The sequence below is a fragment of the Agrobacterium sp. ST15.16.055 genome (assembly GCF_027956555.1).
GTDB classification, from domain to species: domain Bacteria; phylum Pseudomonadota; class Alphaproteobacteria; order Rhizobiales; family Rhizobiaceae; genus Agrobacterium; species Agrobacterium salinitolerans.
On the sequence record NZ_JAQKGN010000021.1, the window covers coordinates 1 to 15216 of the forward strand.

14 protein-coding genes are annotated in these 15216 nt (G+C 59.2%); 9 read left to right on the forward strand and 5 right to left on the reverse strand.

Annotated features, from left to right (window positions below):
• Nucleotides 1-409 precede the first annotated feature (409 nt).
• From hrpB to PL599_RS21450, 3 genes are all read left to right on the forward strand, one after another.
• Nucleotides 410-2896: an ATP-dependent helicase HrpB gene (hrpB, locus tag PL599_RS21440; protein ID WP_269825241.1), complete on the forward strand. Its 2487-nt coding sequence runs from the start codon at nucleotides 410-412 to the stop codon at nucleotides 2894-2896.
• A gap of 29 nt (nucleotides 2897-2925) precedes the next feature.
• Nucleotides 2926-4233, forward strand: a complete 1308-nt coding sequence (gene actS / locus PL599_RS21445; RefSeq protein ID WP_077984990.1) for a two-component system sensor histidine kinase ActS — start codon at nucleotides 2926-2928, stop codon at nucleotides 4231-4233.
• Between the two features lie 73 nt (nucleotides 4234-4306).
• Nucleotides 4307-4894 carry an ActR/PrrA/RegA family redox response regulator transcription factor gene (locus tag PL599_RS21450; protein WP_077984988.1) on the forward strand — a complete coding sequence of 196 codons (588 nt, stop codon included), beginning with the start codon at nucleotides 4307-4309 and terminating at the stop codon, nucleotides 4892-4894.
• Nucleotides 4895-4899: 5 nt separating this feature from the next.
• On the opposite strand, the gene PL599_RS21455 is transcribed toward PL599_RS21450, so the two are convergent.
• Complete coding sequence (locus tag PL599_RS21455; RefSeq protein ID WP_077984991.1) at nucleotides 4900-5385, reverse strand: MmcB family DNA repair protein; 486 nt, start codon at nucleotides 5383-5385, stop codon at nucleotides 4900-4902.
• Between the two features lie 184 nt (nucleotides 5386-5569).
• Between PL599_RS21455 and PL599_RS21460 the strand changes: the two genes are divergently transcribed.
• Nucleotides 5570-6283 (forward strand): L,D-transpeptidase, encoded by a 714-nt coding sequence (locus PL599_RS21460; RefSeq protein WP_077984989.1) that lies wholly within the window; start codon nucleotides 5570-5572, stop codon nucleotides 6281-6283.
• A 77-nt stretch (nucleotides 6284-6360) separates the two neighbouring features.
• On the opposite strand, the gene PL599_RS21465 is transcribed toward PL599_RS21460, so the two are convergent.
• From PL599_RS21465 to hslV, 4 genes are all read right to left on the reverse strand, one after another.
• Nucleotides 6361-8529 carry a malate synthase G gene (locus PL599_RS21465; protein ID WP_269825242.1) on the reverse strand — a complete coding sequence of 723 codons (2169 nt, stop codon included), beginning with the start codon at nucleotides 8527-8529 and terminating at the stop codon, nucleotides 6361-6363.
• Between the two features lie 119 nt (nucleotides 8530-8648).
• A complete protein-coding gene (locus PL599_RS21470; RefSeq protein ID WP_077983726.1) occupies nucleotides 8649-9614 on the reverse strand; it encodes a DUF1402 family protein in 966 nt (321 codons plus the stop codon).
• Between the two features lie 199 nt (nucleotides 9615-9813).
• Nucleotides 9814-11121 carry an ATP-dependent protease ATPase subunit HslU gene (gene hslU / locus PL599_RS21475; RefSeq protein WP_137412392.1) on the reverse strand — a complete coding sequence of 436 codons (1308 nt, stop codon included), beginning with the start codon at nucleotides 11119-11121 and terminating at the stop codon, nucleotides 9814-9816.
• 71 nt (nucleotides 11122-11192) lie between these two features.
• Nucleotides 11193-11717: an ATP-dependent protease subunit HslV gene (gene hslV / locus PL599_RS21480; protein WP_142912861.1), complete on the reverse strand. Its 525-nt coding sequence runs from the start codon at nucleotides 11715-11717 to the stop codon at nucleotides 11193-11195.
• A 201-nt stretch (nucleotides 11718-11918) separates the two neighbouring features.
• On the opposite strand from hslV, the gene hisB reads away from it, so the two are divergent.
• The 5 genes from hisB to hisF are packed head-to-tail and all read left to right on the forward strand — an operon-like array spanning nucleotide 11919 to nucleotide 15201.
• Nucleotides 11919-12515, forward strand: a complete 597-nt coding sequence (gene hisB / locus PL599_RS21485) for an imidazoleglycerol-phosphate dehydratase HisB (RefSeq protein WP_010970622.1) — start codon at nucleotides 11919-11921, stop codon at nucleotides 12513-12515.
• A 21-nt stretch (nucleotides 12516-12536) separates the two neighbouring features.
• Nucleotides 12537-13031, forward strand: a complete 495-nt coding sequence (locus tag PL599_RS21490) for a DUF2628 domain-containing protein (protein ID WP_271359872.1) — start codon at nucleotides 12537-12539, stop codon at nucleotides 13029-13031.
• A 1-nt stretch (nucleotide 13032) separates the two neighbouring features.
• Nucleotides 13033-13683 carry an imidazole glycerol phosphate synthase subunit HisH gene (gene hisH, locus PL599_RS21495; RefSeq protein WP_269825244.1) on the forward strand — a complete coding sequence of 217 codons (651 nt, stop codon included), beginning with the start codon at nucleotides 13033-13035 and terminating at the stop codon, nucleotides 13681-13683.
• Between the two features lies 1 nt (nucleotide 13684).
• A complete protein-coding gene (gene hisA / locus PL599_RS21500) occupies nucleotides 13685-14428 on the forward strand; it encodes a 1-(5-phosphoribosyl)-5-[(5-phosphoribosylamino)methylideneamino]imidazole-4-carboxamide isomerase (RefSeq protein ID WP_269825245.1) in 744 nt (247 codons plus the stop codon).
• Nucleotides 14425-15201 (forward strand): imidazole glycerol phosphate synthase subunit HisF, encoded by a 777-nt coding sequence (gene hisF, locus PL599_RS21505; protein WP_269825246.1) that lies wholly within the window; start codon nucleotides 14425-14427, stop codon nucleotides 15199-15201. Before hisA ends, hisF begins: the two co-directional genes overlap by 4 nt.
• The last annotated feature ends 15 nt before the right edge of the window (nucleotides 15202-15216 follow it).

Below are 15216 nucleotides of genomic sequence, written 5' to 3' on the forward strand. Positions count from 1 at the left end.
AAACAAACAAGCATTCAGCTCATCTTCTTGATTTTCTTAGAACGAAAGACTTCGTCGCCAGCAGCGCCGCCGCCCTCGTTCAGTGAGCGGACTTATAAGAGAACCTCACCAAACAAGTCAACACACCTATCGTCAAAAAACTGACATTTTTATCAAACTATTGATTTTATTAGGTAGTTTCGTGAAGCGAAGCGAAAACAAGCGAAAGAGACGGAAGCTTCCGACATTTCGCCACGCGCCCAATGCCTGCTTCTCCGGTCTTGACTGCAAATAGCGCGCAAGGAACCGTGACTTTAACGACGGAGCATTTGCCTGCTCCTTACATACGGCTGTCAAAGTGCGGGACGGTGCATTAGAAAACGGCATATGAGACGCTTAAACACCACCCCAGAGCCGCAGGCCTGTTTGCATGACTAGAATGCCCGTTCCTATAAAGGCCGAGTTGCCCGAACTTCCCGTGAGTGCCGTTCTCGGCGATATCGCCGAGGCTCTGGCCGGGGCGAAGCGCGCAGTTCTTTCGGCTCCACCGGGCGCGGGTAAAACGACGCTGGTGCCGCTTCATCTTTTGCAGCAGGACTGGCGGGGTGACGGCAAGATCATTCTTCTCGAACCGCGCCGGCTCGCCGCGCGTGCCGCAGCCGGGCGCATGGCCGAACTGCTTCACGAGGATGTCGGGCAAACCGTCGGCTACCGCATGCGGCTCGACAATCGCATCTCCTCGAAAACACGCGTCGAAGTGGTGACCGAAGGCGTGTTTGCCCGCATGGTCCTGGACGATCCTGAACTTGCCGGCGTTTCGACGGTGATTTTCGACGAGTTTCACGAGCGTTCGCTCGACGGCGATTTCGGACTGGCGCTAGCGCTTGATGTGCAGGGTGGGTTGCGCGACGATCTGCGTATCCTCGTCATGTCCGCCACGCTCGATGTCGAACGCATCAGCACGCTCATGGCAGACGCCCCGATCATTCAGAGCCTTGGGCGGACGTTTCCAATCGACGTCCGTTATGAGGATCGTTGGCAGGGCGTGCCGATTGAAGAGAAAGTTACCAAGGCGATCACTGAGGTCCATGGGTCGGAAAACGGCTCCATCCTCGCCTTTCTGCCGGGACAGTCGGAAATTACCCGAACGGCCGTACGGCTGGAGGGACGTTTTCCCGCAGATACGGATATCATCCCGCTTTACGGCAACCTTTCGCAGAAGGAGCAGGATGCGGCGATAAAGCCGGCGCCGGCCGGACGACGCAAGATCGTGCTTGCCACCTCGATTGCGGAGACCTCGATTACCATCGATGGCGTGCGTGTAGTGATCGACAGCGGATTGCAGCGACTACCTGTCTTCGAGCCCGCAACGGGAATCACGAGGCTGGAGACGTTGCGGGTGTCGCGCGCTTCCGCCGACCAGCGGGCGGGACGCGCCGGGCGAACGGAACCCGGTGTTGCGATCCGCCTGTGGCATCCGGGGCAGACGGCGGCGCTCAACGCCTTCACGCCACCGCAAATTCTGGCAAGCGATCTTGCCGGCCTTGTGCTCGATCTCGCCCATTGGGGTGTTCAGGATCCCTCTTCTCTTGCCTTTCTGGATATGCCCCCGGAAGCCGCACTTAAAGAATCGATGGCGCTTCTCAAAAATCTGGGCGCGCTCGACAAAGTCGGAGCGCTGACGCAGCGCGGCCATCTGATGCGCGGCCTTTCGTTGCCGCCACGGCTGGCGGCCATGGTGATTGCGGCGGCAAGCGAAGGCGCGGGGAAGAAGGCGGCGATGCTCGCCGTCATGCTGACGGAACAGGGGCTCGGCGGAAACGACATCGATCTAGATGAAAGGCTGCGGCGCTTTCTTTCCGACAGGAGCGAAAGGGCGCAGGCGGCGCGCAAGCTGGCATCGAGGCTGTTTGACGCGATCGGCGACAAAACGGCGGCAGCCGAATTGCCGAGCGGGGCCGGTCCGCTGCTGCTGCACGCTTATCCAGACAGGATCGCGCTTCAGCGCGGCGCGCGGGGACGGTATGTGATGGCCAACGGGCGTGGCGCAGAGCTTGCAGAGACAGAACGGCTGGCGGCGAGCAAAATGCTGGTGGTTGCCGATATTACCGGACGAGCGGCGCAGCCGCGCATCCTTGCCGCGGCAGGCATAGACAGGACCGATATGGAGGAGCGAATGCCGCACCTCATCGTTCAGCAGGACCAGCTGCTTTTCGACAAGGCGAGCGGCCAGGCCCGCGCGCGAAAGGTGACACGGCTTGGCGCCATCATCCTCGATGAGACACCCCTCCCCCGTCCCGAGGGTGAACAGGCGGCACAGGCGCTCGCCAATGGCGTTCGGGAATTCGGCATCGGCATCCTTCCTTTTTCGAAAGAGACGCTGCAGTTGCGCGACAGGATCGGTTTTCTGAACGCCAGTATCGGGGAGCCCTGGCCAGATGTCAGCGAAGAGGCGTTGCTTTCGCGGCTGGAAGAGTGGTTCGTCCCTTTTCAGAACGGCGCGCGTAGCCTGCAGGACATTCGACCCGGCAGCCTCTCCGAAGGGATCCTGTCTCTGGTGCCGCATGAGGTAGCGCGCGATCTCGCCAAGTTGGCGCCGACGCATTTCGAAGCACCGACGGGCCAGCGGCATCCCATCCGTTACGACGCCAGCGAACCGACGCTTTCCATTCGCGTGCAGGAACTTTTCGGCTTGAGAGCTCACCCGACCATTGCGCAGGGGCGGTTGCCGCTGCTCTTGGAATTGACCTCGCCGGCGCACAGGCCGATACAGACGACACGCGATCTTCCGGGCTTCTGGTCGGGGTCCTGGAAGGATGTGCGGGCGGATATGCGCGGGCGTTATCCACGCCATCCATGGCCGGAGGACCCGGCATCGGCCCTGCCGACTAGCCGCGCGAAACCGCGCGGAACGTGATGATGAGGGACAGGGTAAAGGAGATGACGGTGGCTGGCCATTCTATCGAAACCACGAGGCTCGGCCGCGCCAGCCGCAGGATAAGGTTGCAGACAATCGTCTGGCTGCGCTGGCTGGCGGTTGCGGGACAGACGGCGACGATCCTGCTTGTCGCCTTCGGATTCAATTTTCCCCTGCCGCTTTTGGCCTGCAGCCTATTGATTGCGGCGCTCGCTCTTGCAAATCTGTTTCTCACCGCTCGTTTTCCCTCCACCTATCGTCTGGAGCCCTGGGAAGCGACATTGCTTCTGGCCTTCGACCTGCTGCAATTGACGGCGCTCATTTACATCACCGGCGGACTTTCCAATCCCTTCGCGCCGCTGATCTGCGTGCAGGTCATCATTGCGTTTGCCTCCCAGCCGTTACGGCATTCGCTTATTCTTCTTGGCTTTGCCATCATCTGCTCGACCGCAATCGCCTTTTCACCCTTTCCGGTTCCGTGGTATCCCGGCGAGGTTTTGCCGATCCAGCTTCTGCTGCATGTCGGCACCTGGGTCGCGATCATCGCCACAACCTCTTTTGCGGCCTTTTATGCCTATCGCGTTTCGCATGAGGCAAACCAGCTGGCGGATGCGCTGGCTGCAACGGAGCTGGTGCTGGAGCGGGAAAAACATCTCTCGCAGCTGGACGGGCTGGCGGCGGCGGCGGCGCACGAGCTCGGCACGCCGCTCGCAACAATCAGCGTTGTCGCGAAGGAGATGGAGCGGGAACTTGGACACGACGAAAAATTTGGCGAAGATATAGCGCTGCTGCGCAGCCAGAGCGAAAGATGCCGCGATATTCTGCGCCGGCTCACCTCTCTTTCCACCGACAACGAAGAACATATGCGCCGCCTGCCGCTCTCCTCGCTGATCGAGGAGGTGATGGCGCCGCACCGGGAATTCGGCATCCGCCTCGAACTCGTTGAAAAGAACAATCGCGCCGACGAACCTGTCGGTATCCGCAATGCCGGTATCATCTACGGTCTTGGCAACCTCATTGAAAACGGCGTGGATTATGCGCGGGAAAAGGTGACCGTAACCGTAGATTACGATCAGCAGAACGTCGCCGTCATCATTGAAGACGACGGGCCGGGTTACGCCCATGACGTGCTTGCGCGCATCGGCGAACCCTATGTGACCGAACGTCACAACGACACACGGGCGGGCGGGCTCGGGCTTGGGCTTTTCATCGCCAAGACCCTGCTGGAGCGCTCCGGCGCCAGTGTCACTTTTGAAAATCGTGGCACAAGCGAAAAGGGAGCAAGGGTGACAATCGTCTGGCCTCGAGCGCTTATGGACGATAAAAGAAGCCGTTGACTTTACCATCCACGTTGAAGCGGCGATAAGAAGAAGAAAACAAACCCGACGAAGTTGCCGGAAGGCCGCAAACATGAAGACAGACGACGAGAACAACTCTACCAGCGCGCCAACGGACGACGGCGATCCGATCGGACCCGACAGATCGCTGCTGATTGTCGATGATGACGGCCCGTTTTTGCGCCGGCTTGCCCGGGCAATGGAAACACGCGGCTTTGCCGTCGATACGGCCGAGACGGTGAGCGACGGCATTGCCCGCTCCAGGGCTGCGCCGCCGAAGTATGCGGTGGTCGATCTGAGGCTTGCGGATGGCAACGGTCTGGAAGTCATCGAGGCGATCAGGCAGAACCGGGACGATACGCAGATCGTGGTTCTGACCGGCTATGGCAATATTGCAACCGCCGTTACCGCCGTGAAACTCGGAGCGCTGGACTATCTGGCAAAGCCCGCCGATGCGGACGATGTGTTCAATGCGCTGACGCAGCGCAAGGGTGAAAAGACCGAAGTTCCCGAAAACCCCATGTCGGCAGACCGGGTTCGGTGGGAGCATATTCAGCGCGTTTATGAAATGTGCGAGCGAAACGTTTCGGAAACAGCGCGCCGGCTCAACATGCACCGGCGCACCTTGCAGCGCATTCTCGCGAAACGCGCGCCAAAGTAACGGTATTATTCGCCGAAGCTGCGCCCGGTTGTCCATTCCGCCAGCATCAGCCGGGTCGCAGCGGTTCTCGAAAAATCCAACATCACCGATTTGCGGGTCGCCGGCGGCAATTTATGTTCCGGCGCATCGCGCAGCACGTGGGCACCATATCCATCCGACAGGATCAGCCCGCATTCCTCCGGGAATATATCGGTCGGAACCTCTGGATGGGTGGCGAAGAACAGTCGGTCGCAATGCAGGCGATAGTCCGGCCATTTGCGATCCACACGGAAATCCTCGATGGAGGATTTGATTTCGATGATCCAGATTTCACCCTTGACCGACAGACTGATGAGATCGGCCCGTCGCCCGCTTGCAAGCGGCAACTCCGGCAGCACCGAATGGCGCATTTCGTGCAGAAGCACCTGAACGCCGCGGCGCACCAGCATCGCCTTGTCCGACTGGCGGCCGTCGATTAACGGATTATTGTTGGTAACGGAAAGAATAGTCATGGATAAAGGCTGCTGAAGCGTTTGGCCCATTGTTGCAAAAAAGGCAATCAACCGGCAATTTTAAAGGCGCAACCACCTCGCGGCGGCGCAACGGCTTGCCAAGAGCGGCTGAATGGAAAATAACCGATTTATCCAATTAAGCCTACTCCTTCGCACAATTTGGCGAATTTTCCGCGAGAACAACATGCGCATCCGTACCCCATTGACCGCACTCGGTCTGACGGCAGCACTGGCTCTGGCCGGCTGCGCCGAAACAACCTCCCAATCCTCCACTCCGACCTCCGGCAAGATCGCAGCGTCAGTACCGGTTGCCGATCCCGTTCCGGCGAAGGTCGAAACGGTCCAGATCTTCAACGATGTGTACGGTCCCGTGACCGATGCGGGCTATGCGCTGCCGGCCATTCCGATCAATCGCGTGAATGAGAAGTACCGTCGCCAGATCGTCGAATTCCAGACTTCGGAGCGCCCTGGCACCATCATCGTCAATACGCGCGATCGCTACCTCTATTACATCCTGTCCGGCAACCGTGCGGTTCGTTACGGCATCGGCGTCGGCAAGGCGGGTTTTGCCTGGGCCGGTGAAGCCTATGTCGCTTGGAAGCAGGAATGGCCGATGTGGCATCCGCCGAAGGAAATGGCCGACCGCAAGCCGGAAGTGGCGAAATATGTCGAGGCCGGCATGGGCCCGGGCCTTTCCAACCCGCTCGGCGCGCGCGCCATGTATCTCTTCAACGAAAAGGGACAGGACACGCTGTTCCGCATCCATGGTTCGCCCGAGTGGGCTTCTATCGGCACCGCGGCCTCTTCCGGCTGCATCCGCATGATCAATCAGGATGTGATCGACCTCTACAGCCGCGTCCGTCCCGGACGCAGCACGAAAGTGGTCGTGATCCAGTAAAGATCAGATACCGGATAAGAAAAAGCCGCCGTGGATATCCCCGGCGGCTTTTTTGTTTCTCAGGACTGCTGACGGTTTCAGGCTGCCTGTTTGGCCTTCAGTTCCAGGCGACGGCGGTGCAGAACAGGTTCGGTGTAACCATTAGGCTGTTCGCGACCCTTCAGCACCAGTTCGACAGCCGCCTGAAATGCCACCGATCCATCGAAGTCGGATGCCATCGGCAGATAGGCCGGATCACCCGCATTCTGCGTATCGACCACGGCAGCCATGCGCTTCATCGTCTCGACGATCTGCCCCTCTGTCACCACACCATGGCGCAGCCAGTTCGCCATGTGCTGCGCGGAAATTCGAAGCGTGGCGCGGTCCTCCATCAGCCCGATATCGTTGATATCGGGCACCTTGGAGCAGCCGACGCCCTGATCGACCCAGCGCACGACATAGCCCAGAATACCCTGCGCATTGTTGTCGAGTTCGCGCTGGATTTCTTCCGGTGTCCAGTTGGGACGCGGCGCGACCGGCACCGACAGAATATCGGAGAGCTTTGCACGGCCGCGGCTTTTCAACCCCTCCTGCACCGAAGCGACATCGACCTTGTGATAGTGCGTGGCGTGCAGAGTCGCCGCCGTCGGCGAAGGCACCCAGGCGGTGTTGGCGCCAGCCTTGGGGTGCGCGATCTTCTGCTCCAGCATGGCCGCCATCAGATCCGGCATGGCCCACATGCCCTTGCCGATCTGCGCATGGCCGGAAAGGCCACATTCGAGGCCGATATCAACGTTCCAGTTCTCGTAAGCGGCGATCCACGCCGCCTGCTTCATATCGCCCTTGCGGATCATCGGACCTGCTTCCATCGAGGTGTGGATTTCGTCGCCCGTGCGGTCGAGAAAGCCCGTATTGATGAAGACGACGCGATCCTTTGCGGCGCGGATGCTTTCCTTGAGGTTGACCGTGGTGCGGCGCTCCTCATCCATGATGCCCATTTTCATGGTGTTCGGCGCCATGCCGACAAGCTGTTCGACCCGGCTGAAGATTTCGTTGGCGAAGGCCACTTCCTCCGGCCCGTGCATCTTCGGCTTGACGACATACATCGAGCCGGCGCGGGAATTCTGACGCCGCCCGGATGGACCGACATCATAAAGGGCGATCAGCGCCGTGACGACAGCATCCATGATGCCTTCCGGCACCTCGCGGCCCTCCCTGTCGAGGATCGCCGGATTGGTCATGAGATGACCGACATTGCGCACCAGCATCAGGGACCGACCCGGCAGTGTAAGCGCAGAGCCATTGGGAGCGGCGTAATAGCGATCCGGGTTTAGGCTGCGGGTGAAGGTCTTGCCGCCCTTTGATACTTCTTCGGTCAGGTCGCCGCGCATCAGGCCAAGCCAGTTGCCATAAACCAGCACCTTGTCTTCGGCGTCGACGGCGGCAACCGAATCCTCACAATCCATGATGGTCGTGAGGGCGGATTCGAGAATGACATCTGAGATTCCCGCCTTGTCACCCTTGCCGATTTCGGTCGTGGGATCGATGACGATTTCGGTGTGCAAACCATTCTTGCCGAGCAGGATCGTTGCAGGCTTTGCCGCTTCGCCGCTGAAACCCTTGAACTGGGCTGCATCCTTGAGGCCAGTCCTGGCGTCGCCGATGGCAAGCTGCAACAGGCCATCCTCGGTCTTGAAACCGGTCACCTCGGACCAGCTTCCCGTCTCCAGCGGAGCGGATTCATCGAGGAAATTTCGCGCCCAGGCAATGACCTTTTCACCGCGCTTCGGATTGTACCCCCTGCCCTTCTCCGCGCCGTCGGCGTCAGAAATGGCATCCGTTCCGTAAAGCGCATCATAAAGCGAACCCCAGCGGGCATTGGCCGCATTCAGCGCATAGCGCGCATTCATGACCGGAACGACGAGCTGCGGGCCGGCAACGGCGGCTATTTCAGGGTCGACATTGCTGGTTTCCACCTGGAAGCCCGGGCCTTCCGGCAGCAGATAGCCGATGTCCTTCAGAAAGCCCTCATAGGCGTCAAAGTCTGCCGGCGCGCCATTCTGCCGATACCAGCCATCCAGCTTTTCCTGCAGGGCGTCGCGCTTTGCAAGCAATTCGCGGTTCTTCGGAGAAAGCTCGTGAACAATGGTCGAAAAACCTTCAAAGAACGCTTCGTTGTCCAGACCCGTGCCTGGCAGAACATCGTCTGTCAAAAAGGCATAAAGCCTGTCATCGATGGAAAGACCGAATTTATTCGTGCGGCTCACATGCGCCTCCTTTATTCTGAAGGCACAGATTGGACGCGGAGGCGGTCGCTCGTCAATTGCGGCGGACAGCCAAATATTATTTCCATTTTGGAAACAATGTGGGCGATCGTCGCCTTTTTCTACAAAAGCGCCTGCAGATCCTTGATGCGGTCATTCACCAGCCAGCCATAATAATTTTCTTCCGGCAACAGAGGCTGCTCCCCGCCTGAAGCGCGCTGGCGATTTTTCTGGGCAAGGATGGTAGCGCGCTGCTGAGATCCGCCGACATTATAAAGCGTCGAGGTCACACCCGGATTCTTCGAAATATCCATGTCGGCAATCGATCTATAGTCGTCGATAGACTTGCGGATGGACGCCGCCATGAAAGCGAGCGACCGGTCAGGGTCCATGATGGCGGTATAGACGGCAGCGGCGTCGTTCTCATCCAGCTTCTCATAGCCGGACGTTCTCGACACCATATCGGACAACATCAGCGCCGTCAGCGGGTTGATCTGACCGAGGCCGAAGGTCTGGCCGGCATAGAAGGGCTGGAAAAACACGGCGCTGAAGCGATTGTTCGGGTAGGCGACGCCATCAACCGTCCTGCCGCGGAAGTTGTCTTCCCAGACATCTTCCCGACAGTTCCAGAGGCTGTAGGAATCCCTTTTCGACTGGCATTTTGCAAATTGCGAATGCGTGAGGAACTGCGCGATGGTTTCGTCCTTGTAGCCGAAACGAAAGCTGTTGCCCGCATAAGAAGCAGCCTTGACGTAATAGGACTGCAGTCGGTCATAAGCGTCGACATTATAGGTATGTTCGCCAACGATCGCGCCGATCATATGGATCGGATCGATGCCGTAGCGCCCGGCCGTCGACTTGATCTTGGCGATTAGAGCTTTGTCGGAGGACAAGAGGTCGATGACCTTCTGGTATTTGCGCTCGAAAGAGGTGTTGGACGCTTTTGTTCTTTTTGCAGAAGCGCCGGGAACGCCGGGCTGTTCGGCATTGCGATTGCCTGGCGGAACGACCGTCGCGGCTTCGACGTAAGAAGACGCGGTGACGGTGAACGTCAAAGCAGCGGCAAATGCCAGAAGAGTTTTGCGCACGAGCGAATGCCTTTTCTCAAGCCTGCGGCTTCCGCCAGCGAAAGGTGCTGGGAAAACCGGACCATTCCACGAAAGCGGTTCCAACCGGAATGCAGCCCTTCCCATAAACAAAATGCGGGCTGAATGCGAGACAAGGCGGATAAAATAAAAGAGTGCGGCAAATATGGCCGCACTCTTCTTTCTTGGATCCCTGAAATCTTCAGAGAATATAACGGGACAAATCCGTATCGGCGGCGAGATCGCCGACATGCTTGCGGACATATTCCTGATCGATCTTGACGGCGGAACCGCCGCGATCCGGCGCATTGAAGGAAATTTCGTCCAGAACACGCTCCATGACCGTCTGCAAACGGCGGGCGCCGATGTTCTCGACCGACGAATTGAGATGAACGGCCACATCGGCCAGCGCATCGATGGCGTCATCGGTGAAATCGAGATCGAGTTCTTCCGTCGCCATCAGCGCCTTATACTGGCGGATGAGGCTTGCTTCCGTCTCGGTCAGGATACGGCGGAAATCCTCCTTCGTCAGCGGCTTCAGCTCGACGCGGATCGGCAGGCGGCCCTGAAGTTCGGGAAGGAGGTCCGAAGGCTTTGCCACATGGAAGGCGCCCGAGGCGATGAAGAGAACATGGTCGGTTTTCACCGGCCCGTATTTCGTCGAAACCGTCGTGCCTTCGACAAGCGGCAGCAAATCGCGCTGCACACCTTCGCGGGACACGCCGGCGCCCATGCCGCCATCGCGGGCGGCGATCTTGTCGATCTCGTCAAGGAAGACAATGCCGTCATTTTCGACCGATTTCACCGCCTCGCGCTGGATCATTTCATTGTCGAGCAGCTTGTCGGATTCGTCGCGGATAAGATCGGCATAGGATTTGGACACCGTCGTGCGCACCTTCTTGGTGCGTCCGCCCATGGCCTTGCCGAACATTTCCGACAGGTTGAGCACGCCGATATTGGCGCCCGGCATGCCGGGAATTTCGAAACCGGGCATGCCCGAGCCGCTATCCGTCACCTCGATATCGATTTCCTTGTCGTCCAATTCGCCGTCGCGCAGCTTCTTGCGGAAGTTCTCACGGGTGCCCGGCGATGCCGTTGCGCCCACCAGTGCGTCAAGCACACGCTCTTCGGCGCTCTGATGCGCCTTGGCCTGGACTTCGGCGCGCTTCTTTTCGCGCACAAGGCCAATGCCGATCTCGACCAGATCACGGATGATCTGCTCGACATCGCGGCCGACATAGCCTACTTCGGTGAATTTGGTGGCTTCAACCTTGATGAAAGGCGCACCGGCCAACTTGGCGAGGCGACGGGAAATTTCCGTCTTGCCGACACCGGTCGGCCCGATCATCAAAATGTTCTTCGGCATGACTTCGTCGCGCAGGCTCTCATCGAGCTGCTGGCGGCGCCAACGGTTGCGCAGTGCAATCGCGACCGCACGTTTCGCATCATGCTGACCGATGATGTGGCGGTCGAGTTCCGAGACGATCTCCCGGGGAGAAAAAGTGGTCATTCTATCCTCTCGGCTTTCCTGTTCCGGCCGGCCATTTGGCCCGGCCCACAGGACCCTTGGTGAGTAATTGCTTATTCGGCGTCGAGGGTTTCGACGACGAGACTGTGGTTGGTATAAACGCAGATATCGGCGGCGATATCGAGCGACTGGCGCGCCACCTCTTCAGCCGATTTGTCCGTATCCATCATGGCGCGTGCGGCGGCAAAGGCATAATTGCCACCGGAACCGATAGCGATCGCGCCGTGTTCCGGCTCCAGCACGTCCCCATTGCCGGTAATGGCAAGTGTGGTCGATTTATCGGCCACCAGCATCATGGCTTCGAGATTGCGCAGATATTTATCCGTGCGCCAGTCCTTCGCGAGCTCCACGGCGGCGCGCATCAGCTGGCCGGGATATTGCTCGAGTTTCTTTTCGAGACGGTCGAGCAACGTAAAAGCATCCGCCGTCGCGCCGGCAAAACCGGCAATCACTTCGCCCTTGCCGATGCGGCGAACCTTGCGCGCATTGCCCTTCATGACGGTCTGGCCAAGGCTTACCTGCCCGTCGCCAGCCATGACGACCTTGCCGCCCTTTCTGACTGTAATGATTGTTGTCATCAAACACCTGTCTGCCCTGCCGGGCCTGGGGTTAACGGGCCGGGTTACGGCCCTTTTCGGGTTCTATGTAAGTCTGGTTTTTCCGATTGCAATCATCGGGATCACACCGGGTTTTCCGCAAGTCAGCCAAGACGATGGAACAACTGGATATTTGTGTCCCGTGCTGATAAGGAACGGCAATATTTTCACGGAGCGGCCAAAATGGCAGAACGTAAAGGCGAGATTATCCGCAAGACCAACGAAACCTCGGTTTCGGTCCGTGTGGATATCGACGGCACCGGCAAATCGAAAATTTCCACCGGCGTGGGATTTTTCGACCATATGCTGGACCAGCTGAGCCGCCATTCGTTGATCGACATGGACATCGAAGTTCAGGGCGACCTGCATATCGATGACCACCACACCGTGGAAGATACCGGCATCGCCATCGGCCAGGCAATTGCCAAGGCCTTGGGCGACCGGCGTGGCATTACCCGTTACGCCTCGCTCGATCTGGCCATGGACGAAACGATGACCAAGGCCGCCGTCGATATTTCCGGCAGGCCGTTCCTTGTGTGGAACGTCAATTTCTCCGCGCCGAAGATCGGCACCTTCGATACCGAACTGGTGCGCGAGTTCTTTCAGGCGCTCGCGCAGAATGCCGGCATTACGCTGCATATCCTGAACCATTACGGCGCCAACAACCATCATATCGCCGAAACGTGCTTCAAGGCCGTTGCCCGCGTTCTTCGCACGGCAACCGAGATCGACCCCCGGCAGGCAGGCCGCGTTCCCTCGACGAAGGGTATGCTGGCCTGACGCCAAAGCGTCAGGAAGCCCATGACAAGCTATCTCGTTCTGGAAGCCCCCAACGGGCCGGACAGGAACCACAAGACGACCCACTTCATTGCCGATCGTTTCGTCTGGCTGGCTCTCATTGCGCCATGGTTATGGCTTGCGATTAACCGGCTGTGGCTGGCGGCGGCTATCGTCGTCATCGCCCTCGTCGCGGCCGGGCAGGCCTCGATGTTAGCCGGATTCGAACCAATCGGCATTCTGTGCAATTTTGCCATCGGGATTATCACGGCGTTGGAGGGTCGCGATTTTCTCGTCCGGCACCTGATGCGCAAAGGCTGGACGCTGGCGTCAGTCGTTTCCGCCCCTGATCTTTCGAGTGCCGAAGACATATATTTCTCCGGTCTATCCGAGAATCCTGGCGTGACAGAACAGCTGTCCCAGCCAGTCTGGACCCCTTCGCCGCAAAAGAGCGGCGGCAAAAACTTCGTCAACGATCCCGCCGGATCGTTTCTTTTCGACTTGAATGGAAGGCGCTGACATGCGTGTCGCGATTATCGACTACGGTTCGGGCAACCTGCGTTCGGCCACCAAAGCTTTCGAGCGTGCCGCCCGCGAAGCCGGCATCGATGCAACTATCGACCTGACCGACAGGCCGGATCATGTCGCCTCGGCGGACCGCATCGTGCTGCCGGGTGTCGGCGCCTATGCGGATTGCCGCGCCGGTCTTGACGCCGTTCCCGGAATGCATGACGCACTCATCGAAGCCGTGGAGAAAAAGGCCCATCCCTTCCTCGGCATCTGCGTCGGCATGCAGCTCATGTCCTCGCGCGGGCTGGAAAAGACTGTCAGCAAGGGCCTTGGCTGGATCGAAGGCGATGTCGTGGAAATGACGCCGTCCGATCCGGGCCTGAAGATTCCGCAGATCGGCTGGAACACGCTGGAAATCCGCCACGCCCACCCGCTGTTCGACGGCATCAAGACAGGCGCTGACGGGTTGCACGCCTATTTCGTGCATTCCTATCATCTGGCGGCCAAGCATTCGGCAGACGTCATCGCCACTACCAATTACGGTGGCGCGATGACGGCTTTCGTCGGCCGCGACAATATGGCGGGCGCGCAGTTCCACCCGGAAAAAAGCCAGACGCTCGGCCTTGCCCTGATTTCCAATTTCCTGCGCTGGAAGCCCTGACATGATTCTTTTCCCCGCAATCGATCTCAAAGACGGTGAGTGCGTTCGCCTGAAACTCGGCGATATGGACCAGGCAACCGTCTACAATACCGATCCCGGCGCACAGGCCAAGGCCTTCGAGGATCAGGGTTTTGAATGGCTGCATGTGGTTGATCTCAACGGCGCCTTTGCTGGTGAAACAGTCAACGGTGCAGCGGTTGATGCCATTCTGAAAGCCACGAAAAACCCGGTGCAGCTGGGCGGCGGCATCCGCACGCTGGATCATATCGAGGCCTGGCTGAGCCGTGGTCTTGCGCGCGTCATTCTCGGCACGGTGGCAGTTCGCGATCCGGTCCTGGTCATTGAGGCTTGCAAACGTTTCCCCGGCCAGGTCGCCGTCGGCATCGACGCCAAAGGCGGCAAGGTGGCGGTGGAAGGCTGGGCGGAAGCCTCCGAACTCGGTGTCATCGAACTTGCCAAACGTTTTGAAGGCGCTGGCGTTGCCGCCATCATCTATACCGATATCGATCGTGACGGCATTCTAGCCGGCATCAACTGGGCCTCGACGCTGGAACTGGCGAGTGCCGTCTCCATCCCGGTCATCGCCTCCGGCGGCCTTGCCTCCATCGACGACATCAAGCGCATGCTGCAGCCGGATGCCGCAAAGCTCGAGGGCGCGATTTCCGGCCGCGCGCTTTACGACGGCCGCATCGACCCCGCCGAGGCGCTTGCCCTCATCAAGGCTGCAAAGGAGGTAAACGTATGACCCTCAAAGCCCGCGTTATTCCCTGCCTGGATGTGAAGGACGGTCGTGTCGTCAAGGGCGTGAACTTTGTCGACCTGATCGACGCTGGCGATCCCGTCGAGGCGGCGAAAGCCTATGATGCGGCCGGAGCGGACGAACTCTGCTTCCTCGACATTACCGCCTCTTCGGATAATCGTGACACGATCTTCGATGTCGTCTCGCGTACCGCCGACCATTGCTTCATGCCGCTGACCGTTGGCGGCGGGGTTCGCAGCGTCGCCGACATCCGCAAGCTGCTTCTGTGCGGGGCCGACAAGGTCTCGATCAATTCCGCAGCCGTCAAGGATCCGGATTTTGTGGCGCAGGCGGCCGATAAATTTGGCAACCAGTGCATCGTCGTTTCCATCGACGCCAAGCGCGTTTCGAAGGACGGAGAAGAAGGTCGCTGGGAAATCTTCACCCATGGCGGGCGCCAGCCGACCGGGATCGACGCCGTCGAATTCGCCATCAAGATGGTCGAACGCGGCGCCGGCGAATTGCTTGTAACCTCGATGGATCGCGACGGCACCAAAAGCGGTTACGATATCGGCCTGACACGCACCATTGCCGATCAGGTTCGCGTGCCCGTCATCGCCTCGGGCGGCGTTGGAACTCTGGACGATCTGGTGGCGGGCGTGCGCGATGGCCATGCAACTGCGGTGCTTGCAGCCTCCATCTTCCACTTCGGCACCTATTCGATCGGGCAAGCCAAGAACTACATGGCCGAGCATGGTATCGCCATGCGTCTCGACTGATTGCAGGATTTCCCC